This window comes from Streptomyces sp. NPDC048257 (assembly GCF_043201855.1).
GTDB lineage: Bacteria > Actinomycetota > Actinomycetes > Streptomycetales > Streptomycetaceae > Streptomyces.
The window spans coordinates 388,236-411,532 of sequence record NZ_JBICZI010000002.1 but is presented as its reverse complement, the minus strand read 5'-3'; the positions used below and the strand labels follow the sequence as shown (position 1 = coordinate 411,532).

Below are 23,297 nucleotides of genomic sequence, written 5' to 3'. Positions count from 1 at the left end.
GACACCCGTGTACAGGGGGTCAGCGCAGGTAGGACAGGCCCGGGTGCTCCGCCGCGTACCCGTCGAGGAGCCGCCGCGCCACCCCCACCGAGTCGACCAGCGGATGGAGCGCGAAGGCCTTGACCGCGTCCGCACGGGCACCGCTCGCGGCCGCCGCCAGGATCTCCCGTTCGACCGCCTTGACCGCCGTCACCAGCCCCGCCGCGTGCAGGGGCAGCTGCTCGACGCCCACCGGGTGGGCGCCGTTCGCGTCGACCAGGCAGGGCACCTCGATGACCGCCTCGGCGTCGAGGACGGACAGCGTCGAGCCGTTGCGGACGTTCAGGATCAGCGTGGCCCGCTCGTCCCGGGCGATGGCCCGCATCAGCGCGAGCGCGACCTTCTCGTAGCCCCCGGATTCGAGGTCGCTCTCCTCCCGCTCCCCGACTCCCGCCACCTCACGGTTTTCGGCCATGTACGTGGCCTCGCGCTCGGCCCGGGTACGGTCCCAGGCGGCCAGCGCCGCCCCGGCCGGCGCTCCTGCCCGGCCCGCCTCGGCGTAGAAGCCGCGCTGCTGGTCGCGCAGGAAGGCCCCGCGCGTCTGCTTCGCCTCCTGGTAGGCCCGTACGGTGTCACGGTTGAAGTAGTAGTAGTGCAGGTACTCGTTGGGGATTGCGCCGAGCGAGCGCAGCCATTCGGCCCCGAAGAGCCGGCCCTCCTCGAAGGACTCCAGGGCCTCGGTATCGGCCAGCAGCCGGGGCAGCTCGTCACGGCCGCCGATGCGCAGCCCGCGCACCCAGCCCAGGTGGTTGAGGCCGACGTAGTCGATCCAGGCCTCCTGCGGCCGGGCGCCCAGCAGCCGGGCGATCCGCCGGCCGAGGCCCACGGGGGAATCACAGATGCCGATCACCCGCTCGCCGAGCTCCTCGGCCATCGCCTCGGTGACCAGACCGGCCGGGTTGGTGAAGTTGATGACCCACGCCCCGGGGGCGGTACGGGCGATCCTGCGGGCGATCTCGCGCGCCACCGGCACGGTCCGCAGGCCGTACGCGATCCCGCCCGCGCCCACCGTCTCCTGGCCCAGGACCCCCTCGGACAGGGCGATCCGCTCGTCCGCGGCGCGCCCTTCCAGGCCACCGACGCGGATGGCGGAGAAGATGAAATCGGCCCCGCGCAGGGCCTCGTCGAGGTCCCCGGTGGCCGTGACGACGGGGGCGTCCGGCACCGGGCCGCCGGCGGTCGCGGCCGCAGCCTGGTCCCGGAGCACCCGGGCCATGGCGGTGAGCCGCGCCGGGTCCTGGTCGTACAGCGTCACATGGGACACCCGGCCCTCGGCGCGGTCGCCGAGCAGTGCTCCGTAGACGAGCGGTACCCGGAAGCCGCCTCCGCCGAGGATCGTCAGCCGCACGCCCCTACCGCCTTTCGCCAGTGCAGATCCCGTTGCCGACACCGCAGCCGCGGCCCCGGGCACCACCACCGATGCCACGATCGGTGACACGGAAGCCACGGCACACGCCTGCCGGCACCAGTCTGCCCCGGTCGGTCACTCCACCGGCGACGGCACGGCGCGCAGCCTGGCGCCCTGCTGGTGCGTGAAGCCCCCGGTGCCCCGGACGGGGCCCCTCGGCGCGCCCGTCGGCGTCGAGAGGATCAGGGTGATCCGGGTCAACCCCATCTCGACCAGCATCCGGCTGGTCTCGGCCACCATCCGGCAGCGCACCGGCCCCCACCGCGGGTCCGGGTGGCGCACGGTGCGCACCGCCCCGTCCAGCTCGGCGGCGTCGGCGCCGTGCGTGCTCAGCCAGTGCGGCACCCCGTACCGGTAGGCCGCCTCCATGAACGGGTCACGGGCCACCTCCTGGCGGATGCTGCGCAGCCCCTCGTCCTCGGGAGCCCCGGCCAGCGCGGTCGCGAACTGGGCCAGCAGCGGTACGCACCAGGCCGGTTCGTGATCCTCCAGCACGGCCGCCGCGTCCGGGTGGAAGAGCACGAACCGCAGGAAGTTGTCGTCCGGCAGGGCCGTCGGGTGCGGCCGTACGGACTGGAAGAGCTGGTCGAAGGCCGAGTTGGTCAGGGCCACGTCCCAGCGGTGGTCCACGAGGAAGCTCGGGTAGGGCACGGACTCCATGAGGGCCGCGTAGTCGCACAGGTAGTCGCGCTGGGCCGGGTCCTCGGGCAGCCGGTTCTCCTCGGCGGCGCGCCACGTGGGCGGCGGGTCACGGTCGACCATGACGCGGAACAGCCAGAAGCACTGCCGCTCGCTCATCTCCAAGGCCTCGGCCAGGGCGAGCAGTTTGCGGTCGGTCCACTCCTTGACCAGGCCTCTTTCCCAGTTCCCGTACGCGCGCACACTGATGCGCAGTCTGGCTGCGAGGTCCTCCTGGCTCAGGCCCAGCTCCTCGCGGCGCTGGCGCAAAATCTCCTTGCGTCGCTCCGACCGGACCGCACCACGGGCGGATTCCTCGCCCGCCAGGCGCTCTTCACCGGCTCGGGCGAGTCCATCGGACGAGCCCACCGCTGCGAGATGTGGCACTGAGAGCTCCCCCTCCTCCGGTCTGGATCTTCATTTCCGTGTGGCGATCCTGCTACCGACTTCATTCGAGTGTCAACTATTGTGGCAATTCCAGCCTCTTGACAGCTCATTCCCGCCACAGCTGTGGCACGTTCTAGCCCTTCCGGGCGAGAGCGGCTAGATTCCAGAAGCCGACCATGTGCCCATACCGACTTCGCGCGATCTAGGAGAACCACTGGTGACAGACGGCTTCCCGGCTCCCGTCGCGGTGGCCAGCGCACCCCTGGCAGCCACCATCACGCGTGTCGCCGAACTCGCGGGCAAGATGGGCCGCGACCTGAACCAGGTCTTCGACCTGCGGCGGCTCTCCGAGGCCTCCGGCGTACCCACGGACGTGGTCAGGACCCTGCTCGACGGCAGGCCGGCCGGCGAACCCGATCTGCAGGCCCGGTTCCTCCAGCGTCTCGACCTGCTCCGGCGTACCCGCGTCAAACCCAACGGCCGCCGCTACACGCAGCAGGAGATCGCGGACGGCGCCGGCATGTCGCGGCAGCAGGCCGGGGCACTGATCAACGGCGACCGGCGGCCCACCATGGAACACTGTGACGCGATCCAGCGGTTCTTCGGAGTGCACGCCGGTTTCCTCACGGCGCACGACTCCGACGCCCTCACCGACGCCCTCCAGCGGACCGAGCAACAGCTGCTCCAGGACTTCGCGGGGCGGGCGCGGGAAACCGTATCGCCCTCGGGCGCATCGGCGGGCGATCCACTGGCAAGACTCCTCCAGAACCACGGTGTACGGGGCATCGCCTGGCGCGCCGCCCAACTGCCCAGCGACAAGCACCGGGACAAGGTGACCGAATGGCTGGACATGCTCCTCGAAAGCGTCAAACCGAACGAATCCTGACCCAGTCGAAAGTCTGGGTCTGATCCTTGAGTCCTGATCCGGATCCGCGCCGACGGGGAGAACGGTGAGCATAGGCAGAGAGCAGCGGCGGTTGTGCGGGGAACTGGTGGCCGGCATCCGGCTGACCGCACCCGTGGAACCCGTGGACCTCTACGCTGCCCTCTGCGAGGGCATGAGCAGACACCGCGGCCGCCGGGTGGACTTCCGGATGGCCTCGTTCCCGCCGCGGACGGCCAGCGGCCTGTGGCTCGACATGGCGGACCGCGATCTCGTGGTCATCGAGGAGCGCACCGCGCCGGACCACCAGCTGGTGATCCTGGGCCACGAGCTGTGGCACATGAAGGCCGGCCACTGCAGTCATCACGTCGACGGCGCCGCCGTCGCCGCGCGGCTGCTGACCGACGAGGCCGACATCGGCGAGACCGTCCGCCGCGTCGCCGCGCGCACGCGCGCCGACGTCCGGGAGGAGACCGAGGCCGAAACCTTCGGTTTACTGCTGGGTAGTCGGTGTCGGAACTGGCTGGCCGGATCGGCGAGCCACCGCGCACCGGTCCAGCGCGATCAACTGGCGGGCCGGATCGAGGCCTCGCTGGGCTACCGGGGGCACAGGAACGAACGTTGAACGGCGAGGACTACTACATACCGGCGGCCGCGATGGCGATCTCACTCGCCTTCAAGCTGCCGGCCCTGCGGCACAACTGGCGCGACCCGCTCCTGCGGTCGGTCGTCGCCCTGCTGACCCTGGCGGGAGCGGTGTTCACCTTCGCCGCCCCGCCCACCATCGCGGCGGTCAACCGCTGGACCGGGATCGTCAACGTCTCGGCCCCCCTGGTCTACTGCCTGATCACCGCGTTCAGCGCCTCCTGCCTGGTCCTGATGGTCAACTGGCGCGGCGGGCCGCCCGAACAGACCCGACGCGTCTCGCGCCGCTGGATCCTCGGCTACAGCGTGGTGATCGTGGCCCTGGTCGTGCTCTTCGCCCTCGGTGAGACCCCGCAGGAGCGGCTGCGCGACTTCGACACCTACTACGCGAACACGCCCTACATCGGCCACATGATCGCCCTCTACCTGCTGGCCCACCTCGTGGCCGCCGTGGTGATGGTGGCCCTGTGCTGGCGCTGGTCGCTCCAGGTCCGCGGCTGGCTGCGGGTCGGACTGGTGATCATCGTCGTCGGCTACATCTTCAACCTCGCCTACGACGCCACCAAGATGACCGCGGTCGTCGCCCGCTGGTCCGGTCACGACCTCGACGGCCTGAGCACCTACGCCGCTCCGCCGCTCGCCTCCCTCGGGGCGCTGATCAGCGCGATGGGCTTCGTGGTCCCGCTCGTCTGCCAGCGGCTGTCGGACCAGTGGCAGATGTGGGCGACGTACCGCCGGCTCGGCCCGCTCTGGCACGAGGTGCAGATCTCCGCACCGAGCGGCACGCCCTCCGTGCAGATGGCCTGGTGGTCCGCGGCGGAGCTGCGGGTGATCCAGCGCGAGTCGGACATCCACGACGGCTTCCTGCACCTCGGCCCGTACTTCGACAAGGACCTGCGCGACGACGCCTACGACAGCGCCGTCGCCGAGGGGGCCGATGAGGAGACCGCCCGCGCGGTCGCCGACGCCGCCATGGTCGCGGCCGCCGTGCGGGCCCGGTCCGCCGACCCCGAAGGCAAGATCATCGGTGAGGACGAGGAGACCGTCCTCGACACCGCCGACGGTCCGCGCGACCTCCTGCGGATCTCCCGCGCGCTGCGGCACTCGCCGGTGGTGCAGGCGGTCCGGCGGCAGGTGACGGTCTAGGAGGGCGTCCTGTCGGCCGGTCAGCGGGGGGCGGCCGCCACCGTCGCCGTCGCCGGGAACAGGTCCTGGAACGGCGCCGCCGAATCGATCCCCTCCCGCCCGTACGGCGCGTCGAAGCTCCACACCATGAAGAGCAGGAACACGATCAGCGCGCTGAACAGGCCGGCGAGCAGCAACTCCCGCCCGGAACGGCGGATCTGCAGGGTGAAGATCAGCCCGACCGTGACCACCCCGCCCACCAGCAGACCGAACCACACCACGCCCGGCAGGGTGGACTCGGAGCTCTGCACCCGCGAGTGGCGCGCGTCGTCGGCCGCGGCGATGTGGTCCAGCAGCGGCTGGTACGCCTGCGCCTGGAGCTCGGTGGCCGGGCTCTGGTGCGTGACGTCGGTGCGCAGCTTGCCGAGCAGCGCGCCGCCCTCGGCCGAGGCGCCGTCGCCGGAGGTCAGCAGCGGCCAGTCCACGGCGACGGTGTGGGAGACGTACGCGTCCACCTCGCCCCGGATCCGGTCGCGGACCGGCGCCGGGTAGACGTCGGCGCGCTGGGTGACCTCGTACAGGGCCTGCGCCTCGCGGCGCACGCTGTCCTCGGCGGCGCCGCGCGCCTCCCAGACGCCCGCGATGGCCAGACCCAGCACGATCGCGTAGACCACGCCCACCATCATCGTCATGTACTCGATGACATCGGGGGTTTCGCTGGTGTCCTCGTCGTCGGCGGCCCGGCGGTGCCGGATCGCGGTGATGGCGAGGACGACGGCGCAGACGAGCGCCATGGCGACGGCCAGGACCAGCCATTCGGACACGTGGAATCTCCCGGTGTGAATCGGTGGATCGATGGATGGGGATACGGGGGTGCGCGGCGGTCAGCCGCGGCTCTTGGAACGGGGACGCAGGGCGGCGGCGGCGAGTACGGCCGGGGTGGTGACGACGACCATGAGCATCACGGTGGACATCCCCGCCGGGCCGCGCCGCTCCAGGGCCACCGAGCGGTACGGACGCACGTGGAAGGCGCTCACCCGTGCGGCGGCGGCCCTGGCCACGGGCGGGGCGGGTGCGTCGGCCGACGCCGGTACGGCCCCGGCCCCGGGAGCCGGCGCGGGCGGCGGCGGCTCCGACTCCACGGCCCCTGCCTCCGCGGCAGGCCCCGACGCTCCCACCGCGCCCGGCGGTTCGGCCGGCCGGGGCTCCGCCGCCCGCGCGGGCCGCGTCGGCCGCTGCGCCGGGGCGGGCGGCACCTCGGGCCGCCCGGGGTGACGCACCGTCGGCCGGCCGGCGCCGGGCACGGTCACCCGTACCGAGGGCTGCCCGGACGGTGGCCGGAAGACCGGCCGGTCCGGCTGCCCGGCCGGCACGCACAGGTCGACGCGGGCTCCGCGGCCGCCGCCGTCGCTCGCGACCGCCACGTGGCCGTGCAGCGGGCAGAGCGCCGCCACCAGGCCCGCCCCGGCGAAGTACTGCCAAGCGGTCACCGCGCGCCTCCCGAAATCGCAGTAGGTGTAAGGGCTACCGCTGAAGAAACGATCAAGGCACGGCTTCGACACGCCGCGAACGGGTGGGGATCCCGGATGCGGCATGATGGCGCCATGGGGACCGAGGGGGCGAACGCCCGCGTGATCGCAGGGCGCTATCGGCTGGACGCCAGACTCGGACGCGGTGGCATGGGCATCGTGTGGCGCGCCACCGACCAGTTGCTCGGCCGGAACGTCGCCGTCAAGGAGGTCGCGCTCGACCCCGCGCTGTCCGCGGACGAGGCCCGGCACCAGCGCGAGCGCACGCTCCGCGAGGCACGGGCGGCCGCGCAGCTCAAGCACCCCCACATCGTCGTGGTGCACGACATCGTCGAGGACGGCGAACTCCCGTACATCGTCATGGAACTGGTCGAGGGCGGCTCGCTGGCCGACCGGCTCTCCGGCACCGGGCCGGTGGACGTCGCCGAGGCGGCCCGGATCGGGATCGCGCTGATCGGCGCACTGCGCACGGCGCACGCGGCCGGTGTGCTGCACCGGGACATCAAACCGGCCAACGTGCTGCTGGAGACGCCGGGCGGGCGGCCGGTGCTCACCGACTTCGGCATCGCGCAGGTGTCGGGCGCGACGACGCTGACCACCACCGGATCCTTCGTCGGTTCCCCCGAGTACACCGCGCCCGAAAGGATGTCGGGGCAGGCGCCGACGGGGCCCGAGGCCGATCTGTGGTCACTGGGCGCCCTGCTGTGCGCGGCCCTCAGCGGGGCCTCGCCCTTCCGCCGGGACTCGCTCGGCGGGATCCTGCACGCGGTGGTCTTCGACGAGATCCGGCCGCCCGACGCGTGCGGCCCGCTGCTGCCCGTGGTGCGGGGGCTGCTGGAGCGCGATCCCACCGTGCGGCTCGGCGCGGAGCGGGCCGAGCAGATGCTGCGGGCCTTCGCGGAGGCGGCGCCGCCGGCCGGCCCCGCGCAGTACACCCTGACGCAGTACAGCCCGGCGCAGCGCGGCGAGACCGGGCCCGCCGACGCCGGCCCCGCCCCCGCTTCCGCGTCGGTGCCCGCGTCCGCGTCCCCGTCCCCGCCGACACCCGTGTCGGCGCCCGTGGCCGCACCCCGGCCCGTACCCGCGCCCGGGAGGCGGCGGCCGGGGGCGGCGTTGATCGCCGGTCTGCTGGTGGCCGCGATCGCCGGGGCGGGCGTGTCCGCCGCGCTGCTCATGAACAACGACGAACGCGCCGGGCAGACGTCCACCAGCGGAGCGGCCGGCCACCCCGGCACGCCCGCGGACCCGGCCGGCGCCGCGCCCTCCCCCGCATCCACGGCCGCCCCCACCTCCGCACCGGGCACCCCCTCGTCCGACGACAAGCCCGCCCCCGCCGGCTACCGCGTCGTCAGGGACCCCGAGGGCTTCTCGCTCGCCGTCCCCCTCGGCTTCACCCGCAAGGTGGAGGGTCCGCGGATCTTCTACATGTCGCCCGGTGAGACCTTCCGCATCGGCATCAAGGTGGCGGAGCCCGAGTCGGGCGGACCGCTCGCCGTCCATCAGCGCGCCCACGCCAACGGCCCGTCCAGCAACCCCGGTTACCGTGACGCCGAGGTCGTGACCACCACCCGCAGCAGCCACTCGGCCGCCCTCTGGCTGTTCACCTGGGACGGCTTCTCGCCGGCCGAGGGCCCCCGGCACACCCGCGACCTGTGCTGGGAGGAGGGCGGCCGCCTCTACGACGTCTGGGTGTCGTCGCCGGTCCGCCGGAGCGAGGAGGCCCGGGGCTACTTCGACACCGCGGTGCGGACCTTCGAACGCACCGGCGGCTGACACACCTCACGCTGACACACCCTAGGCTGGGGAAACGTGCCCGACTCCATATCCGTACCCGTACCCCTGCCCGAGCCGGCCGACCGGCCGCCGGTCGCCGTCCTCGAGGCGATGCGCCGCCCGCTACGGTTCCTCGGCTCGTGGCGGCCCTGGCGGTGCTGGGCGTACCTGGGCAGCGGGTTCCTCATCGGCTATCCCGTACTGGCCGTCCTCGTGCTCCTGCTCGGGTTCGGGGTGGCGCTGGCGCTGGCCGGGGTCGGACTGCTGCTCCTGCTCGGCGCCGTCGTCGCCGGGGTGCCGCTGGGGGCGCTGGAGCGGTGGCGGCTGCGGTGGGTGGAGCCCGTGGCCGTGCCCGGTCCGCACACCTCCCTCGCCGGGGCCGGGGCCGCGGCCTGGCTGCGGACCCGGCTGCGGGAGCGGGCCACCTGGCGGGAGTTCGCGTACGCCGCCCTGCTCGGTCCGGTCTTCGGGGCGGCCGGGCTCGCCGTGGTCACCCTGCTGGCCTTCGCCCTGATCCTCGTCGCGACCCCGGCGATCGTCTGGGCCATCGCCCCGGACCAGGTGATGCTGATCCCCGGCCGGCCGGTCTCCGGGCCGCTGGAGGCCCTCGGCGGCACGGCCGTCGGACTGGCCGGGATGGTGGTGGCGGCGTACGCGGGCGCCCTGGTCGCCGGGGCCCAGGTGAAGACCGCCCGCCTGCTGCTCGGGCCGCGCGTGGAGGCCGACCGGATCCTGGAGCTCACCCGCTCCCGGGTCCGCCTCGTGGACGCCTTCGAGGCCGAACGGCGCCGCATCGAGCGGGACTTGCACGACGGGGCGCAGCAGCAGCTGGTCGCCCTCAGCATGACCCTCGGTCTCGCCGAGCTGGAACTGCGCGGGATCCCGCAGGCCGCCGGGGCCGCCGCCCTGGTGACCCGGGGCCGCGGCGAGGCCAGGGTCGCACTGGAGCAACTGCGCGACCTGGTAAGGGGGATCCATCCTCAGGTCCTCACCGACCACGGGCTCGCGGCGGCCGTGGCCGAGGTGGCCCTGCGCCATCCCGTACCGGTGACCGTGGACCTCGACGTGCCCCGGCTGCCCGAACCCGTGGAGATCACCGCGTACTTCACCGTCACCGAGGCGCTGGCCAACGCGGCCAAGCACAGCGGCGCCTCGCGCGTCGCCGTCGTGGGTAAGGTCGTGGGTGACCGGCTCACTCTCACCGTCACCGACGACGGCCGCGGCGGCGCCGATCCCGGCGCGGGCGCGGGCCTGGCCGGACTCGCGGACAGGGTGGCGATGTTGAAGGGCAGGCTGGTGGTGTCCAGTCCGGTGGGCGGACCGACCCGACTCCGGGTGGAGGTCCCGTGCTCCGGCTGATCCTCGCCGAGGACTCCGTACTGCTGCGCGCGGGCCTGACGGAACTCCTCACCCGCGGCGGCCACCAGGTCCTCGCCGCCGTCGGGAGCGCCGAGGAGCTCGTACGGGCGGTGGAGGCGCAGCGGCCGGACGCGGTCGTCACCGATGTGCGGATGCCGCCGGACTTCCGCGACGAGGGCCTGCGGGCCGCGCTGGAACTCCGCTCCCGGGACGCCTCGTTGCCCGTGCTCGTGCTCTCGCAGTACGTGGCCACGGCATACGCGACCCAGCTCCTCACCGGCGCCTCGGCAGCCGGGCTGGGCTATCTCCTCAAGGACCGGGTCGGTGAGGTGGCCGATTTCCTCGACGCCCTCCAGCAGGTCGCCGCCGGCCGGACGGTCATCGACCCGGAGGTGGTACGAGTCCTGCTCAGCCGGCAGTCCGAGGAACGGCCGCTGGCCCGGCTGACCCCGCGCGAACGGGAGGTGCTGACCCTGATGGCCTCGGGCCTGAACAACCAGGCCCTGGCGGCCCGGCTGTTCATCACCGAGGCCGCCGTCGTCAAGCACGCCTCCAGCATCTTCATGAAGCTCGGCCTGGACGCCACCGAAGGCAACCGCCGGGTCCTGGCGGTCCTGGCCCACCTGGCCGGCCAGCAGAACTAGGGGTGTCTTGCCGATCAGGCCGTATCCCGCTGTGAGGCCCTGGACGTGATGAGCACGGCGGCCGGCAGGGCCACCAGCAGGAGGCCGACGACCGCGCACCACAGGGTGGTGGAGTAGCCGTCCAGCAGCCGGGCGAACGTGTCGGTCTCCTCCGAGACCTCGCCCAGCCGGCTCACCAGGACGGTGCCGAGCACGGCGCCGCCGATCGACTGCCCCAGGTGGTGGGCCGCGCCGAGCGCCGCCGAGGCCCCGCCGGCGTGCTGCGGGGCCACCCCGGCGGTCGCGGTGGCGTACAGCGGGGCGAGGGCCAGGCCCAGGCCGGCGCCGGTGAGCAGCATGCCGGGCAGCACTCCGGTCGCGTAGGTGGCCCCGCCCCCCAAACCGGCCAGCAGGGCCAGCCCGAGGGCCGTGGCCACCAGGCCCGGCAGGATCAGGACGCGCGGGGCGAGACGGGGCAGCAGGCGGGCCGAGACCTGGGTGGCGGCCACGAGGGCCGCGGCGACGAGGGGCAGGTGGGCCGTCCCGGACGCGGCCGGGCCCTCGCCGCGGACCTGCTGGGCGAAGAAGCCCAGGGCCGGGAGGAGGGCGACCAGGGCGACGCCGGTGAAGAGGACGGCCACGAGGGAGGCGAGGCGGCTCCGGTCGGCGAGGACGTACGCCGGGAGCAGCGGTCCGGACGTTCTGGTCTGCCACCACAGGAAGGCGGCGAGCAGCGCGATGCCGACGACGATCGGCAACAGGCTCAGGGCGACGGCCCAGCCGGCCGTCTCGGCCTCGGCGAGGCCGTAGGTCAGGGCGGCGGATCCCACCGAGCCGAGGAGCACGCCGAGTCCGTCGAACCGGGCGCCGGCGCGGCCCGGGCGGCCGGGCAGCAGGGTGAGCGCGCCGATCAGGGCGAGCACGGCGAGCGGAACGACCGACCACAGGGCCCAGCGCCACGTCAGGGACTCGGCGAGCCAGCCGCCCGTGAACACGCCCAGCGCGCTGCCGCCCGCGACGACCGCCCCGTAGATCCCGAAGGCCCGGCTGCGTTCCCGCGGGTCGGTGAATCCGGTGGCCACCAGGGACAGCGCGGCCGGGACGAGCAGGGCGGCGAAGCCGCCCTGCAGGGCACGGGAGGTGATCAGCAGCGTGGCGCCGCCGGCCGCGCCGCCGAGCACGGCGGCCGCCGCGAAACCGATCAGGCCGGCCACCAGCATCCGCCGGGCCCCGAGCAGGTCGGCGAGGTGCCCGCCGAGCAGCAGCAGTCCGCCGAGGGCGACGGGGTAGGCGCTGAAGACCGGGCCCAGGCCCTCGGCGCTGACGCCGAGTTCGGCATGGACCTGCGGCCCCAGCAGGTTGAACTGCGCCGCTTCGACCAGCACCAGCAGTTGGGTCAGGGCGAGGACCGCGAGGCCCCACCACCGCCTGGGGTGCGGGGGCGCGGGGACGGACGGGTCGTCGGGGACGGGGACCGGGGGCGGGCCGAAGCCGTACGCGGGGCCGAAGTGGCCGGGGGCCGTGGGGGCGTACGCGGGCGGCGGGGGCGGCGTCCCGTACGGGGAGGCGTCCTGCCGGGACTGCGCCGGCACCGGGCGGGGGTCCGGCGTCTCGGCGGGGGCGCCGCCGCCGATGCCGATGCCGGCTGCGGATCCGGCTCCAACTCCCGCTCCGGCTTCGACTCCGGCGCCGGCCGGTGACGCCGGAGCGTAGTCCAGCAGCTGCGCCGCATGGCGGCCCAGCTGGGCCAGCACCCTGCCCGGGAGCCATTCCCCGGAGGCGTCGGCCGCCGTACGCGCCGCCACCTCCTCGGGGGTGGGCCGCCGGGCCGGGTCCTTGTGCAGGCACGCCCCCACGAGGTCGACCAGCGACTCCGGTACGCCGGTCAGGTCCGCCTCCTCCTCGGCGATCCGGAAGAGGTGGGCGTTTAGGCCGGTCTCCGTGGCGCCGAACAGCATGCGCCCGGTGGCGGCGTACACCAGGATCGCGCCGAGGCAGAAGACATCGCTGGCGGGGGTCAGTTCAAGCCCGCGGACCTGCTCCGGAGACATGAACCCCGGCGAGCCGATCAGCATGCCGGTACGGGTGTGCAGGCTGTCCCCGGACAGGCTGTCCATCGCCCGCGCGATGCCGAAGTCGATGACGCGGGGCCCGTCCACGGTGACGAGCACGTTGGACGGCTTCAGGTCGCGGTGGATCAGGCCCGCCTCGTGCACGGCCCGCAGGGCGAGGGCGAGCCGGTTGGCGAGGGTCCGTACCGAGTCCTCCGGCAGCGGACCGAAGTGCCGGGCGACCACGGTCTGCAGGTCGGGCCCCGGGATGTACTGGGTCGCCACCCAGGGCACTGCGGCATCGGTGTCGGCGTCGAGCACCGCGGCCGTCCAGCTGCCGCCCACCCGCCGCGCGGCGGCCACCTCGCGGGCGAACCTCCTGCGGAATTCGGGGTTTCCGGCGAACTCCGCCTGGACCACCTTCACGGCAACGGTACGTCCGCCCTCGGAACGGCCCAGGTAGACGAGGCCCATGCCGCCCGCGCCCAGCCGGGCGATCAGGCGGTACGGTCCTATGCGACTCGGGTCTCCGGCGATCAGCTGATCCACGGACGGAAGGATAGTGCAGCTATCCAATGGGCGGGGGCTGGTCAGCGGAAATGCCCTCCCGACCGCTCGTTTCGTGACCTCGGCCGCCCGTCCCGCGGACGGGGCCGGGACGAGCCCGCCACGACGAGGGAGCGGCCCGGGACCGTCACCGAGCGGGCCCAGACCGACAGCAGGACCGGCAGCGCAAGATAGCCGAACCGGCCCGCCGGGGCCAGCAGGAAGGCCAGGGTGAGGCCGAGGGCCAGGCGGTCGGCCGCGGCCACCACCGTACGCGGCGGCCGGGCGAGCAGGGAGAGGGCCACTACGAGGCCTCCCGCCAGCAGCAGGCCCACCGTCAGGTACCAGCCCCAGGGTCCCAGTTCGGCCAGCAGGCGTCCGGGCAGCGGGCTGCTCGCCGGGGTCGGCACCTGCGCCCGCCCGGTGGGGAAGGCGAACACCTGACGCCACAGCTCCGCCGGCTGGAGCAGCGCGCCGGGCAGCACCAGCAGGGCCGTGCCGCCGGCCGTCACCAGAGCGCAGCGCACCGCCGGCCGGCCGCCCCGGCAGGCCGCGAGCAGGGCGACGGCCACTGCCACCGCGGGGAGCGCCGTCCACTTCAGCGCGCACGCCCCGGCGAGCGCGGCCCCGGCCAGGGCCGGCCGCCCGCCGGCGGCGGCCGCCAGCGCCAGGCAGCAGAGACCGGCCAGCGGCAGGTCCACCCCGCTCACCACCAGGGGCAGGGCCACCACCGGCGAGGCCACCAGGGCGGGCAGCAGCCGGCCCGGTCCGGCGCCGATCAGCCGCCGGGCCGCCCACAGACAGCCGAACAGGGCCGCAGCGCACCAGATGCGGGCGTCTCCCAGCAGCCGCACCGCCCAGCCGTCCCCGCCGCCGTCGCCCCCGAGCAGCGCCCGCGGGACACCGAGCAGCGCCATGCCCGGCAGGTACGGGGTGTACTCCTCGACGCGCTCGGGCCCGTCGACGTAGAGCCGTCCGGACTCCAGCAGGAGCCGTCCGGACCGTTCGATGACCGTCACCTCCGACTGCCCCTGGCCGGTCAGGACCAGCCACAGCAGCGGTACGGCGACGGCGCCCAGCAGGGCGGCGGCGAGCGCCGCGCGGCGGCGGCCGAGAACGGTGGCCCCGGCGGCCCCCAGGTAACCGGCGGCGGCGCACCAGCCCCACAGCCGGTGCGGCTCCAGCGTGGAGAGGAGCGGGAAGGACAGCGCCCACGCGGCGGCGAGCAGCCAGCCGGTGGTCCACCGGGCGGTACGGGAAGGGCTCATGGGCCCATTCCAGCCGCGCGGCCCCGGCCGGGTCTGCACGGCCAGGTCGAAGGTCCACGGTGGGGTTTCCCCTACCCCTGCCCCCGCCCCCACCCCCGCCCTGCCGCGAGCACGCGGAAGGGGCGCGACCTGCGAAAGGTCGCGCCCCTCACCCGGTTGTCATTCGGAGCCCGAGGGAGCCTCAGGCCTCCGGGGAGCCGCCGAAGCGCTCGCGGTAGGACTCCAGGTCCTCCTCGGTGACCCGCGCGAACAGCACCGGCGGCACGGTGAACGGGGTGCCGGCCGGCACCGCGTCCAGGGACCGGGCCTGCTCCGGGGTGACCCACGCGATCGTGTCGTCGGCGAGCGCGAACGAGGAGCGCATGGCGCGCGCCGAGGCCGGGATGAACGGCTCGGAGACCACCGAGTAGAGGTGGATGAGGTTCATCGCGGTGCGCAGGGTGAGCGCCGCGCCCTCCAGGTCGGTCTTGACCTCCGTCCAGGGGGCCTTCTCGTCGAGGTACGCGTTTCCGGCCGACCACAGGGCGCGCAGCGCGGCCGCGGCCTTGCGGTACTGGAGGGAGTCCATGTGGCCCTCGTACTCGGCGAGCAGCTCGGCGATCTGCTCACCCAGCTTGGCCTCGGCCTCTCCGGCGGCGCTGCCCGCGGGGACCTCGTCGCCGAAGCGCTTGCGGGAGAAGGTCAGTACGCGGTTGACGAAGTTGCCGAGGGTGCCGCCGAGGTCCTTGTTGACCGTGGCCTGGAAGTGCTCCCACGTGAAGGACGAGTCGTCGGACTCGGGCGCGTTGGCGATGAGGAAGTAGCGCCAGAAGTCGGCCGGGAGGATCTCCAGCGCCTGGTCGGTGAAGACGCCGCGCTTCTGCGAGGTGGAGAACTTGCCGCCGTAGTACGTCAGCCAGTTGAAGGCCTTGACGTAGTCGACCTTCTTCCACGGCTCGCGGGTGGCCAGTTCGGTGGCGGGGAACATCACCGTGTGGAACGGGACGTTGTCCTTGGCCATGAACTGGGTGTAGCGGACGTCCTCGGCCTCGTACCACCACGACGTGTAGTCGCGGTTCGCCGGGTCCAGGTCCGACCACTCCTTGGTGGCGCCGATGTACTCGATCGGGGCGTCGAACCAGACGTAGAAGACCTTGCCCTCGGCGGCCAGCTCGGGCCAGGTGTCGGCCGGGACCGGGACACCCCAGTCGAGGTCACGGGTGATGGCGCGGTCGTGCAGGCCCTCGGTCAGCCACTTGCGGGCGATGGAGGAGGCGAGCTGCGGCCACTCCTCCTCGTGCTCGGCGACCCAGGCCTCGACCTCGTGCTGGAGCTTGGACTGCAGGAGGAAGAGGTGCTTGGTCTCGCGGACCTCCAGCTCGGTGGAGCCGGAGATGGCCGAGCGGGGCTCGATCAGGTCCGTGGGGTCCAGGACGCGGGTGCAGTTCTCGCACTGGTCGCCGCGGGCCTTGTCGTAGCCGCAGTGCGGACAGGTGCCCTCGACGTAACGGTCCGGCAGGAAGCGGCCGTCGACCGGCGAGTACACCTGCCGGATCGCGCGCTCCTCGATGAACCCGTTCTCCTGCAGCTTGCGCGCGAAGTGCTGGGTGATCTCGCGGTTCTGCGCGGAGGAGCTGCGGCCGAAGTAGTCGAAGGACAGCTCGAAGCCGTCGTAGACCGCCTTCTGGGCGTCGTGGGCCTGCGCGCAGAACTCGGCGACCGAGATGCCGGCCTCCTTGGCGGCGAGTTCGGCGGGGGTGCCGTGCTCGTCGGTGGCGCAGATGTAGAGGACGTCGTGGCCGCGCTGGCGGAGGTACCGGGAGTACACATCCGCCGGAAGCATCGACCCGACCATGTTGCCCAGGTGCTTGATCCCGTTGATGTAGGGAAGCGCGCTGGTGATCAGGTGTCGAGCCATCCTCGGATGCTCCATTTCCTCTGTGCGGTGCAACGTGACGTGACGGATTGTGAATGCGGTTCATCGTATCGAACCGCCGAAAGGCCACGCGCCGCATTTGTTCATGGGTGGACGTAACGCAAAAGCGAGGGCAGTGACCTCTCCGTCACGGCCCTCGCGATCAGGCTCATGCTACAGCCGGACGGCGCAGCGCCGGACCGTGTCCGGGCGCCGGCGGCACGGGCGGTGCACCGGCGGCGGCACCGGCAGGGGGCATATGCATACGTGCTGGCTGGAGCCGCGCGTGATCGAGATCGATCACAGGTCGATCATCCGCGACGTATTGCTTCCAGCTTTCTTCTCTGCGCCCTCCGAGTGCGCCCGCGCTGCTTTCCTGTTCAGCGCACAGGGGATGAGGTGGAGCGGTGAACGATGGCGGACCGGAGGAGTCCGGTGGGGCCGTGGGACTACCGAGCCGGCGCCGGCGGCCGACTCCCATGAGCCAGTGGGATCCGACGGCGCGCCTGTCGTACTGGGCCTTCCACGCCAATCGGCGGCCCGCGTACATGCGCTTCGCGTATCTGCAGCTGGGCTCCGACGGGGCGGCGGAGGAGGCGGTGGACGCCGCGTTCGACTCGATCATGGGTGAGTGGCTGCGGATGCTCCACATGGACCGTCTGGACGCCTACGCGTGGACGGTCCTCAAGCACTGCCTGGTCGAGCGGCAGCGCCGGAGCGACCCGTGGCAGCCGCCGCCCGAACCGATGGACATCAGCGCCTTCGAGGCCGCCCTCAAGGAGGCCCACGCCGACCGGTACGAGGTGCTGACCGACACCATCCGCTTCTACTCCGCCGTCTCCCGGCTCGCCGAGCGGCAACGTGACGCCGTGCTCCTGCGGTACGGGCTCCAGTGCACTCCCGGTGAGGCCGCCGCCGTGATGGGCGTCGACGAGGCCACGGTCCGCTCCTACCTCGGACAGGCCCACCGGCGGCTCGCCCGCATGCTCGACGCCTCCGCCGTACCACCCGGGTCGACCGCATCCCCCGAATCAGCCGAATCAGCCGAATCAGCCGAATCATGAGGCACTACGACCGGCAGCAGCGGCAGGAGGGCGACGGGATCTCCCGCTCCCTCGCCGAGCTCCTCGCCCGGGCGGGCGTCCGCGACCGCTACCGGCACTACGACCTCGGCGCCGCCGAGGCCCGGCTGCTGCGCGCCACACCGCACACCCCCGGCTCCGGACACCGCGCCCGGCGGCGGTCGGTGCACGGCTGGAGCGACCCCGCCCGGGACTGCCCGCTCGACGCCGAGCGGGCCCGACGCGACCTCAAGGCCGTGTGCCTGGCCTCCGCGTGCGCGCCCAAGGCCGGGGCGCACCTCGACTCCTTCCTCGCCGACGGTCACACCGACCTGGCCGGGGCCGTCGTCTTCGGCTGTCTGCTGCACCTGGCCGGGCTGCGCGAAGGCGCCCGCTTCTGGTGGCAGTTCGCCGCCGGATCCGGGAGCCCGCGCACCTCCGCGGCCGCGTACTGCCTCTTCCTCGACCACTCCCGGCGCGGTGAACACCACGACGCCCGGCACTGGGCGCGCGAGCTGGGCCGGCGCGGCTTCCGGCCGGGCGGCAGGCGGGACCTGCGGGAGGTCCGGCTGTGCGCACAGGCGGCCGTCCTGCGCTACGTCGACCAGTTCGAGGATCCCGACCTGGGCCCGGTGCCGCTGCCGAGGCCCGGGCTGTCCGGGGTGCTGGCCGCGTTCCTGCCACCGCCCGTCACCGTGTCGGCCTCGGTGGCGCCGCCGGTGGCCGCGTTCCGGGCGGCCGCCGGACCGCTGCGCCACCCCGCGCTGACGGCGGCCGCCCGGGGGACCGCCGGCCGGGCCGGGACGAGCCGGGCACTGGCGGAGGCGCGCCGCGCGCTGGCCGTCGTACGCGTCCTGGAACAGCATCCGCTCGGGGTGCGGGCCGCCCGGCTCGCCCGGGAGTCCGGCCTCGCCGAGGGGGAACTGCGGCCCCTGCTGGCGATGCTGTGCGAGGAGCAGTACGCGGTCCGCCCGGCCCTCGGGGTGTACGGGCTCGGCCCGGCCCTGGAACGGCTCGCCGCCCCCGGCGGGTACGGCCTGGCCGGGCAGCTCCAGCGCACCCTGGCGCTGGCCCGGGACAGTGCGGGCGCCGCGGTGTACCTCGGCCGGTACGCCGAGGGCGAGGTACGGATCACGCAGATGGCGGACGGGCCCGCGACCCCGCCGGTGCGGGAGTGGGTGGACTTCCGGGCCGCCGCACACGCCAGCGCGGTCGGCAAGTGCCTGCTGACCCAGCTCGACCACGACCGCCGCGCCGACCACGTGGCCCGGCACCGGCCCGCGCGGCTCACCCCGCGGACCATCACCGACAGCCGGGTCCTGTTCAGCGCCCTGGACGCGGTGGCGCCGGGGGCGCCCGTCTTCGACCTGCGCGAGTACTCCCCCGGGGTCGTCTGCTCGGCGGTCCCGATCGCCACCGGGGGCGCCGTCGGGAGCCTCGCGCTCTCCCTGCCCGCGACCCACGCACACCGGCTGGGCGCGGCCACCGAGGCCCTGCGCCGCAAGGCCGTTCCGGTGCTCCTCGCGCTGCTCCTGACGGGCGCGATCCCGCCGGACGCCCCGGCCGTGGTGGAGGTGCCGGCCGCCGGGCCCCACCCGATGCGGGCCCCGGTCACCCCGGAGACCCTGCGCCACCTGCGGCGCCTCTTCCGTACCCCGCTCACCGGAGGCACGGCGGCCGCGGGTGGCCCGCACCTGGTCAGCGACACCACGGCTGCGGCGGCGTACCTTTTCGACGCCGCCCCGGACACCGGCCAGCCCCGTCTGTCGCTGCCGCACACCTTCACCGCGGTCACCCCGGGCAGCCTGACCACCCCGACGGGCCTGGTGGTCCTGGGGCCGTGAGCGAGCCGGGAAACGCGAAGAGCCCCACACGATGTGTGGGGCTCCTGCTTGTTGTGTCCGAGGGGGGACTTGAACCCCCACGCCCGATAAAGGGCACTAGCACCTCAAGCTAGCGCGTCTGCCATTCCGCCACCCGGACCAGGTGATCGGCCCCGGTTTCCCGCGGCGACATGGACAACAATAGCAAAGGATCGGCGGGGTTCCGACCACATATCCGGGCGGTGATCGTCCGCCACGCCGGGCTGACCTGCACGCATACACCCCGCGACCACCGCGAGACGGACCGTCTCGCCGCTGGATGCCGATACCGGCTGGACATCGGGGGTGACGGGCGGTCGGTGGGGGCGTTCATGGTGTGCGCACTGGCCGTGCCCACCGCCTTCGGGGCCGGCGGCGTCGCCTTCGGCCTCGGGTACCTGCTGGTCGTCCTGGTCCACAGCGCGCTGTTCACGCAGGCGCACGGGCGCGGGGTGCTGTGGTTCGCGCTGCCCAACGTCCTGTGCGCGCTGTCGGTGACGGCCGCCGGGTTCTTCGACGGTCTGCCGTCCTGGGGGCTGTGGATGCTGGCGCTGCTGCTGCAGTTCGTGACACCGGCGGTCGTGCAGCGGGTCGCGGCGAGCGGGACGGCCGGGCCCGGGGCGCCCGAGTCCGCGCAGGCCGAGTCCGCGCAGGCCGAGTCCGCGCAGGCCGGGGCGCCCGGGCAGACGGTCGGTGACCGGCTCGGCGGGATGAACGCGGCGCACCCGGTGGAGCAGCACGGCCTGCTGCTGATCATCGTTCGGAGAGTCCGTGATCGCGATCGGCATCGGGGCGGGTGCGCTGCCGCTGTCCCTCGGTATCGCGGGCGGCGCCTTGCTGGCCCTGACGATCGCGTCCGCGATGTGGTGGATGTACTTCGTGCGCGACGAGGGCCGGGCCGAGGAGGTCTTCGCGCAGACCCCGCCGGAGCGGCGTTTCCAGCCGGCTATGGCCGCGTACTACTACGCGTTCCTGCCCGTGCTCCTGGGCGTCGCCGTCTTCGCGGCGGGTGTGAAGAAGACCATCGGGCACCTGGGCGAGCACCTGCACACCGGCCCGGCGGTCGCGCTGGCGGGCGGGGTCGCGCTCTACCTGGCGGGGGACCTGGCCTTCCGTGCGGCGCTGGGCAGCGGGCCGGCCCGCTATCGCGCGGCGGCCCTCGTGCTCGCGCTCGCCACCGTGCCGGTGGGTACGGGCTCGGCGGGGGCCGGCCAGCGGGTGGCCCTGGCGTGCGTCCTGGTGGGCGCGCTGGCCGCCGAGGACCGCCGCTCCCCCGCCGCGGCGGCGCGGGGAACGGCTGCGAAGAGCGTCACGGGCAGTGGATGACCTGGCCCGCGTAGGAGAGGTTGCCGCCGAAGCCGAAGAGGAGGACGGGGGCGCCGGAGGGGATCTCGCCGCGCTGGACCAGCTTCGACAGGGCCATCGGGATGCTGGCGGCCGAGGTGTTGCCGGACTCGATGACATCGCGGGCGACGACGGCGTTGACGGCGCCGATCTTGGCGGCGAGCGGCTCGATGATCCGCAGGTTCGCCTGGTGCAGCACGACCGCGGCCAGTTCCTCGGGGGTGATCCCGGCCTTCTCGCAGACCTTGCGGGCGAGCGGCGGGAGCTGGCTGGTGGTCCAGCGGTAGACGGACTGGCCCTCCTGGGCGAAGACCGGCGGCGAGCCCTCGATGCGGACCGCGTTGCCCATCTCGGGGACGGAGCCCCACAGCACCGGGCCGATGCCCGGCTCGTCGCAGGCCTCGACCACGGCCGCGCCCGCGCCGTCGCCGGTGAGGACGCAGGTGGTGCGGTCGCTCCAGTCGGTGATCTCGGTCATCTTGTCGGCGCCGATGACCAGGGCGCGGGTGGCGGAGCCGGCCCGGATGGCGTGGTCGGCGGTGGCCAGGGCGTGGGTGAAGCCCGAGCAGACGACGTTGATGTCCATCACGGCCGGGCCGCCGCCCATGCCGAGCTTGGCGGCGACGCGCGCGGCCATGTTGGGCGACCGGTCGATCGCGGTCGACGTGGCGACCAGGACCAGGTCGATGTCGTCGGGGGTCAGGCCGGCACCGGCCAGCGCCTTGCCCGCCGCCTGGTAGGCCAGTTCGTCCACCGGTTCGTCCGGGCCCGCCATGTGGCGCGTGCGGATGCCGACGCGGGACCGGATCCACTCGTCGGTGGTGTCGACCATGGCCGCGAGGTCCTCGTTGGTGAGCACTTTCGCGGGCTGGTAGTGCCCTAGCGCCACCACGCGTGAACCGGTCATGGGCGGGGTCCCCCCTTGTACGGAAGTCAGGATCACCCAGCTTTGCCTGCTACTGGTGGGTACGTGTGCGTGTGACCCGACAGGATTCCGGCCCCGGATTTTGGAGCTTCCCGAGGATCCACCTGCCGGGGGCTCCGCGGGACGCACAACCGGGACAATGAGCTCGTCGGATACCGGCGAGAACAGAAGGGGTGGACTGATCACCATGGGACGGGTCACCGAGCGCCGTCGTGTCGTCCGGGTCCGCAACGGCGGGGCGGGCGTCCGGCCGGACACACTGGTGGCCGAGGAGCCGCTGGAGATACGCCTGAACGGCAAACCGCTGGCCATCACGATGCGGACGCCGGGCGACGACTTCGCCCTGGCGGTGGGCTTCCTGGTGAGCGAGGGGGTGCTGGGCGCCGCCTCGGACGTGCAGGCCGTCACCTACTGCGAGGGGGCGACCGCGGACGGGGTGAACACCTACAACGTGGTGAACGTCCAGCTGGCCGCCGGGGTGCCGGTGCCGGACATCACGCTGGAGCGGAACGTCTACACCACCTCTTCCTGCGGCCTGTGCGGCAAGGCCAGCCTGGACGCGGTCCGTACGGCGACCCGTTTCCCGGGGATCGCCGCCGATCCGGTACGGGTCCCCGTGGAGGTCCTGTGCGAGCTCCCGGACCGGTTGCGCGCGGCCCAGAAGGTCTTCGACCGCACGGGCGGACTGCATGCGGCCGGGCTGTTCACGGCGCAGGGCGAGCTGCTCGACCTGCGGGAGGACGTCGGTCGGCACAACGCGGTGGACAAGATCGTGGGCCGGGCCCACCAGGCGGGCCGGCTCCCGCTGACGGGCGCGGTGCTGCTGGTGTCGGGCCGGGCCTCCTTCGAGCTCGTGCAGAAGGCCGTGATGGCGGGCATCCCGGTGCTGGCGGCCGTCTCGGCGCCGTCCTCGCTGGCGGTTGATCTGGCCCTGGAGTCGGGGATGACGCTGGTCGGCTTCCTGCGGGGGCCGGACATGAACATCTACGCGGGCGAGGAGCGGATCATCCTGTAGCCGCGCGGCTGTACCGCTCGGCGTCGCCGCCCCACTGGCCGGCGAACGCGCCGGACGAGAAGCCGCCCTCCGCGCTTCCGCCGGACGGTCTGATCCCGAACCAGTCGGCGCAGCCCTTGGCCGGCAGTCCGTCGACGGCGAACAGCACCAGGGCGCCCGGCGCCTCGTCGGGGCGCCGGTCCAGGGTCCAGCTCCCCTCGGCGGTCAGCACACCCGGCGTCCGGTCGGGCGGGCACGTCCAGGCCCGCGCGTTGGTCAGGCGCGCCCGGCCCTCGGGCAGGAACTCGATCCGAGCGCCCTGGCTCCCCTCCCATACGCCGAGGACGTCTGCCTCCCTCAGGGCGGGCGGGTCGGGGCGCCCCCCCTGCGGTCTCGTACGCCGCGTACGCGACCGCCGCGACGAGCAGGCCGAACACCACGAGCACCGCGCGGGCCGGCATCTGCACGTCAGCGGCTCCGGCGTGAGCGGCGCGGGGAGGTCGGCGGCTTCGGCGTCGGGGGGTCGATGCGGTGGAGGTCCAGGGTGGGCGGGAGCGGGGTGCTGCCCGGGCCGCCGGACTCGGCCCACGCGATGATCTCGTCGGTCGCGGTGTCGTCCAGGGCCCAGCCGAACCAGGTCGCGCGGGCGCCGCGGCGGCGGGCCTCGGTGGTGGGCTGGACCACGATGACGTTGGCCTGGGCGCACGGGCCGAGGCAGTCGCTCGTACGGACGGCCAGGCGGCCCCCGGAGGCGGCGGCGGCCTCGCGCAGCCGGGCGAGTTGGCCGGCGTGGTCGGAGCCGGGGTTCTTGCGCGGGTCGCCGCAGCAGCAGCCGCGGCAGACGACCAGGGTGCAGGGGCGTTCGGCGTGGGCGGCGAGCGGGCGTATCCAGGTCACCGCCGA

General features: G+C 73.7%; 19 protein-coding genes, 1 tRNA gene and 2 pseudogenes. 11 read left to right on the top strand and 11 right to left on the bottom strand.

The annotated features are described in order from the left end of the window. Window positions 1-19: 19 nt before the first annotated feature. Window positions 20-1,387 carry a 6-phospho-beta-glucosidase gene (locus tag ACGFZK_RS05865; RefSeq protein ID WP_393847585.1) on the bottom strand — a complete coding sequence of 456 codons (1,368 nt, stop codon included), beginning with the start codon at window positions 1,385-1,387 and terminating at the stop codon, window positions 20-22. Between the two features lie 135 nt (window positions 1,388-1,522). Next, window positions 1,523-2,512 carry a helix-turn-helix domain-containing protein gene (locus tag ACGFZK_RS05860; RefSeq protein WP_393847584.1) on the bottom strand — a complete coding sequence of 330 codons (990 nt, stop codon included), beginning with the start codon at window positions 2,510-2,512 and terminating at the stop codon, window positions 1,523-1,525. Between the two features lie 217 nt (window positions 2,513-2,729). Here ACGFZK_RS05860 and ACGFZK_RS05855 point away from each other — a divergent pair, with 217 nt between their 5' ends. The 3 genes from ACGFZK_RS05855 (at window position 2,730) to ACGFZK_RS05845 (ending at window position 5,186) form a co-directional block, all read left to right on the top strand. After that, complete coding sequence (locus ACGFZK_RS05855; protein ID WP_393847583.1) at window positions 2,730-3,398, top strand: helix-turn-helix domain-containing protein; 669 nt, start codon at window positions 2,730-2,732, stop codon at window positions 3,396-3,398. 64 nt (window positions 3,399-3,462) lie between these two features. Beyond that, a complete protein-coding gene (locus ACGFZK_RS05850) occupies window positions 3,463-4,020 on the top strand; it encodes a toxin-antitoxin system, toxin component (RefSeq protein ID WP_393847582.1) in 558 nt (185 codons plus the stop codon). Next, entirely contained in the window at window positions 4,017-5,186 is a 1,170-nt protein-coding gene (locus tag ACGFZK_RS05845) for an MAB_1171c family putative transporter (protein WP_393847581.1), read from the top strand. Before ACGFZK_RS05850 ends, ACGFZK_RS05845 begins: the two co-directional genes overlap by 4 nt. A gap of 20 nt (window positions 5,187-5,206) precedes the next feature. Here ACGFZK_RS05845 and ACGFZK_RS05840 read toward each other — a convergent pair whose 3' ends face one another. Together ACGFZK_RS05840 and ACGFZK_RS05835 are read right to left on the bottom strand one after the other, a co-directional pair. After that, window positions 5,207-5,989, bottom strand: a complete 783-nt coding sequence (locus ACGFZK_RS05840; protein ID WP_393847580.1) for a hypothetical protein — start codon at window positions 5,987-5,989, stop codon at window positions 5,207-5,209. A 60-nt stretch (window positions 5,990-6,049) separates the two neighbouring features. Continuing rightward, the gene (locus ACGFZK_RS05835; protein WP_393847579.1) at window positions 6,050-6,655 is read right to left on the bottom strand and encodes a hypothetical protein; all 606 of its coding nucleotides are present in this window, start codon (window positions 6,653-6,655) and stop codon (window positions 6,050-6,052) included. A 114-nt stretch (window positions 6,656-6,769) separates the two neighbouring features. Between ACGFZK_RS05835 and ACGFZK_RS05830 the strand changes: the two genes are divergently transcribed. From ACGFZK_RS05830 to ACGFZK_RS05820, 3 genes are all read left to right on the top strand, one after another. Then, complete coding sequence (locus ACGFZK_RS05830; RefSeq protein WP_393847578.1) at window positions 6,770-8,467, top strand: serine/threonine-protein kinase; 1,698 nt, start codon at window positions 6,770-6,772, stop codon at window positions 8,465-8,467. Between the two features lie 111 nt (window positions 8,468-8,578). Further along, complete coding sequence (locus ACGFZK_RS05825; protein WP_393847869.1) at window positions 8,579-9,826, top strand: sensor histidine kinase; 1,248 nt, start codon at window positions 8,579-8,581, stop codon at window positions 9,824-9,826. Next, window positions 9,814-10,470: a response regulator gene (locus ACGFZK_RS05820; RefSeq protein WP_393847577.1), complete on the top strand. Its 657-nt coding sequence runs from the start codon at window positions 9,814-9,816 to the stop codon at window positions 10,468-10,470. The genes ACGFZK_RS05825 and ACGFZK_RS05820 overlap by 13 nt, the downstream gene beginning before the upstream one ends. Before the next feature lie 14 nt (window positions 10,471-10,484). On the opposite strand, the gene ACGFZK_RS05815 is transcribed toward ACGFZK_RS05820, so the two are convergent. The 3 genes from ACGFZK_RS05815 to metG form a co-directional block, all read right to left on the bottom strand. After that, on the bottom strand, window positions 10,485-13,049 hold the full coding sequence (locus ACGFZK_RS05815) for an MFS transporter (protein WP_393847576.1): 2,565 nt from the start codon (window positions 13,047-13,049) through the stop codon (window positions 10,485-10,487). 41 nt (window positions 13,050-13,090) lie between these two features. Beyond that, window positions 13,091-14,314 carry a glycosyltransferase 87 family protein gene (locus ACGFZK_RS05810; protein WP_393847575.1) on the bottom strand — a complete coding sequence of 408 codons (1,224 nt, stop codon included), beginning with the start codon at window positions 14,312-14,314 and terminating at the stop codon, window positions 13,091-13,093. Between the two features lie 181 nt (window positions 14,315-14,495). Beyond that, the gene (gene metG / locus ACGFZK_RS05805; RefSeq protein WP_393847574.1) at window positions 14,496-16,211 is read right to left on the bottom strand and encodes a methionine--tRNA ligase; all 1,716 of its coding nucleotides are present in this window, start codon (window positions 16,209-16,211) and stop codon (window positions 14,496-14,498) included. Between the two features lie 476 nt (window positions 16,212-16,687). On the opposite strand from metG, the gene ACGFZK_RS05800 reads away from it, so the two are divergent. Together ACGFZK_RS05800 and ACGFZK_RS05795 are read left to right on the top strand one after the other, a co-directional pair. Beyond that, the gene (locus ACGFZK_RS05800; RefSeq protein WP_393847573.1) at window positions 16,688-17,272 is read left to right on the top strand and encodes a sigma factor-like helix-turn-helix DNA-binding protein; all 585 of its coding nucleotides are present in this window, start codon (window positions 16,688-16,690) and stop codon (window positions 17,270-17,272) included. Window positions 17,273-18,084: 812 nt separating this feature from the next. Further along, window positions 18,085-18,804: pseudogene (locus ACGFZK_RS05795) on the top strand (IclR family transcriptional regulator); the annotation flags it as partial. Window positions 18,805-19,167: 363 nt separating this feature from the next. Here the strand turns inward: ACGFZK_RS05795 and ACGFZK_RS05790 are convergent. After that, window positions 19,168-19,252: transfer RNA gene (locus tag ACGFZK_RS05790), tRNA-Leu, on the bottom strand. Window positions 19,253-19,283: 31 nt separating this feature from the next. Between ACGFZK_RS05790 and ACGFZK_RS05785 the strand changes: the two are divergent. Together ACGFZK_RS05785 and ACGFZK_RS05780 are read left to right on the top strand one after the other, a co-directional pair. Continuing rightward, window positions 19,284-19,877 (top strand): annotated as a pseudogene (locus ACGFZK_RS05785) (low temperature requirement protein A); the annotation flags it as partial. A gap of 25 nt (window positions 19,878-19,902) precedes the next feature. Next, window positions 19,903-20,457 (top strand): low temperature requirement protein A, encoded by a 555-nt coding sequence (locus ACGFZK_RS05780; RefSeq protein WP_393847572.1) that lies wholly within the window; start codon window positions 19,903-19,905, stop codon window positions 20,455-20,457. Here the strand turns inward: ACGFZK_RS05780 and ACGFZK_RS05775 are convergent. Continuing rightward, window positions 20,441-21,382, bottom strand: coding sequence for a beta-ketoacyl-ACP synthase III (locus ACGFZK_RS05775; RefSeq protein WP_393847571.1), 942 nt, complete (start codon window positions 21,380-21,382; stop codon window positions 20,441-20,443). The two genes, ACGFZK_RS05780 and ACGFZK_RS05775, sit on opposite strands and share 17 nt — an antisense overlap. Window positions 21,383-21,587: 205 nt before the next feature. Here ACGFZK_RS05775 and fdhD point away from each other — a divergent pair, with 205 nt between their 5' ends. Next, on the top strand, window positions 21,588-22,415 hold the full coding sequence (gene fdhD, locus ACGFZK_RS05770) for a formate dehydrogenase accessory sulfurtransferase FdhD (protein ID WP_393847570.1): 828 nt from the start codon (window positions 21,588-21,590) through the stop codon (window positions 22,413-22,415). Here the strand turns inward: fdhD and ACGFZK_RS05765 are convergent. Both ACGFZK_RS05765 and ACGFZK_RS05760 read right to left on the bottom strand, forming a co-directional pair. Then, a complete protein-coding gene (locus ACGFZK_RS05765) occupies window positions 22,405-22,626 on the bottom strand; it encodes a hypothetical protein (protein ID WP_393847569.1) in 222 nt (73 codons plus the stop codon). The genes fdhD and ACGFZK_RS05765 overlap by 11 nt on opposite strands. 236 nt (window positions 22,627-22,862) lie before the next feature. After that, complete coding sequence (locus tag ACGFZK_RS05760) at window positions 22,863-23,291, bottom strand: (2Fe-2S) ferredoxin domain-containing protein (protein WP_393847568.1); 429 nt, start codon at window positions 23,289-23,291, stop codon at window positions 22,863-22,865. Window positions 23,292-23,297 lie beyond the last annotated feature (6 nt).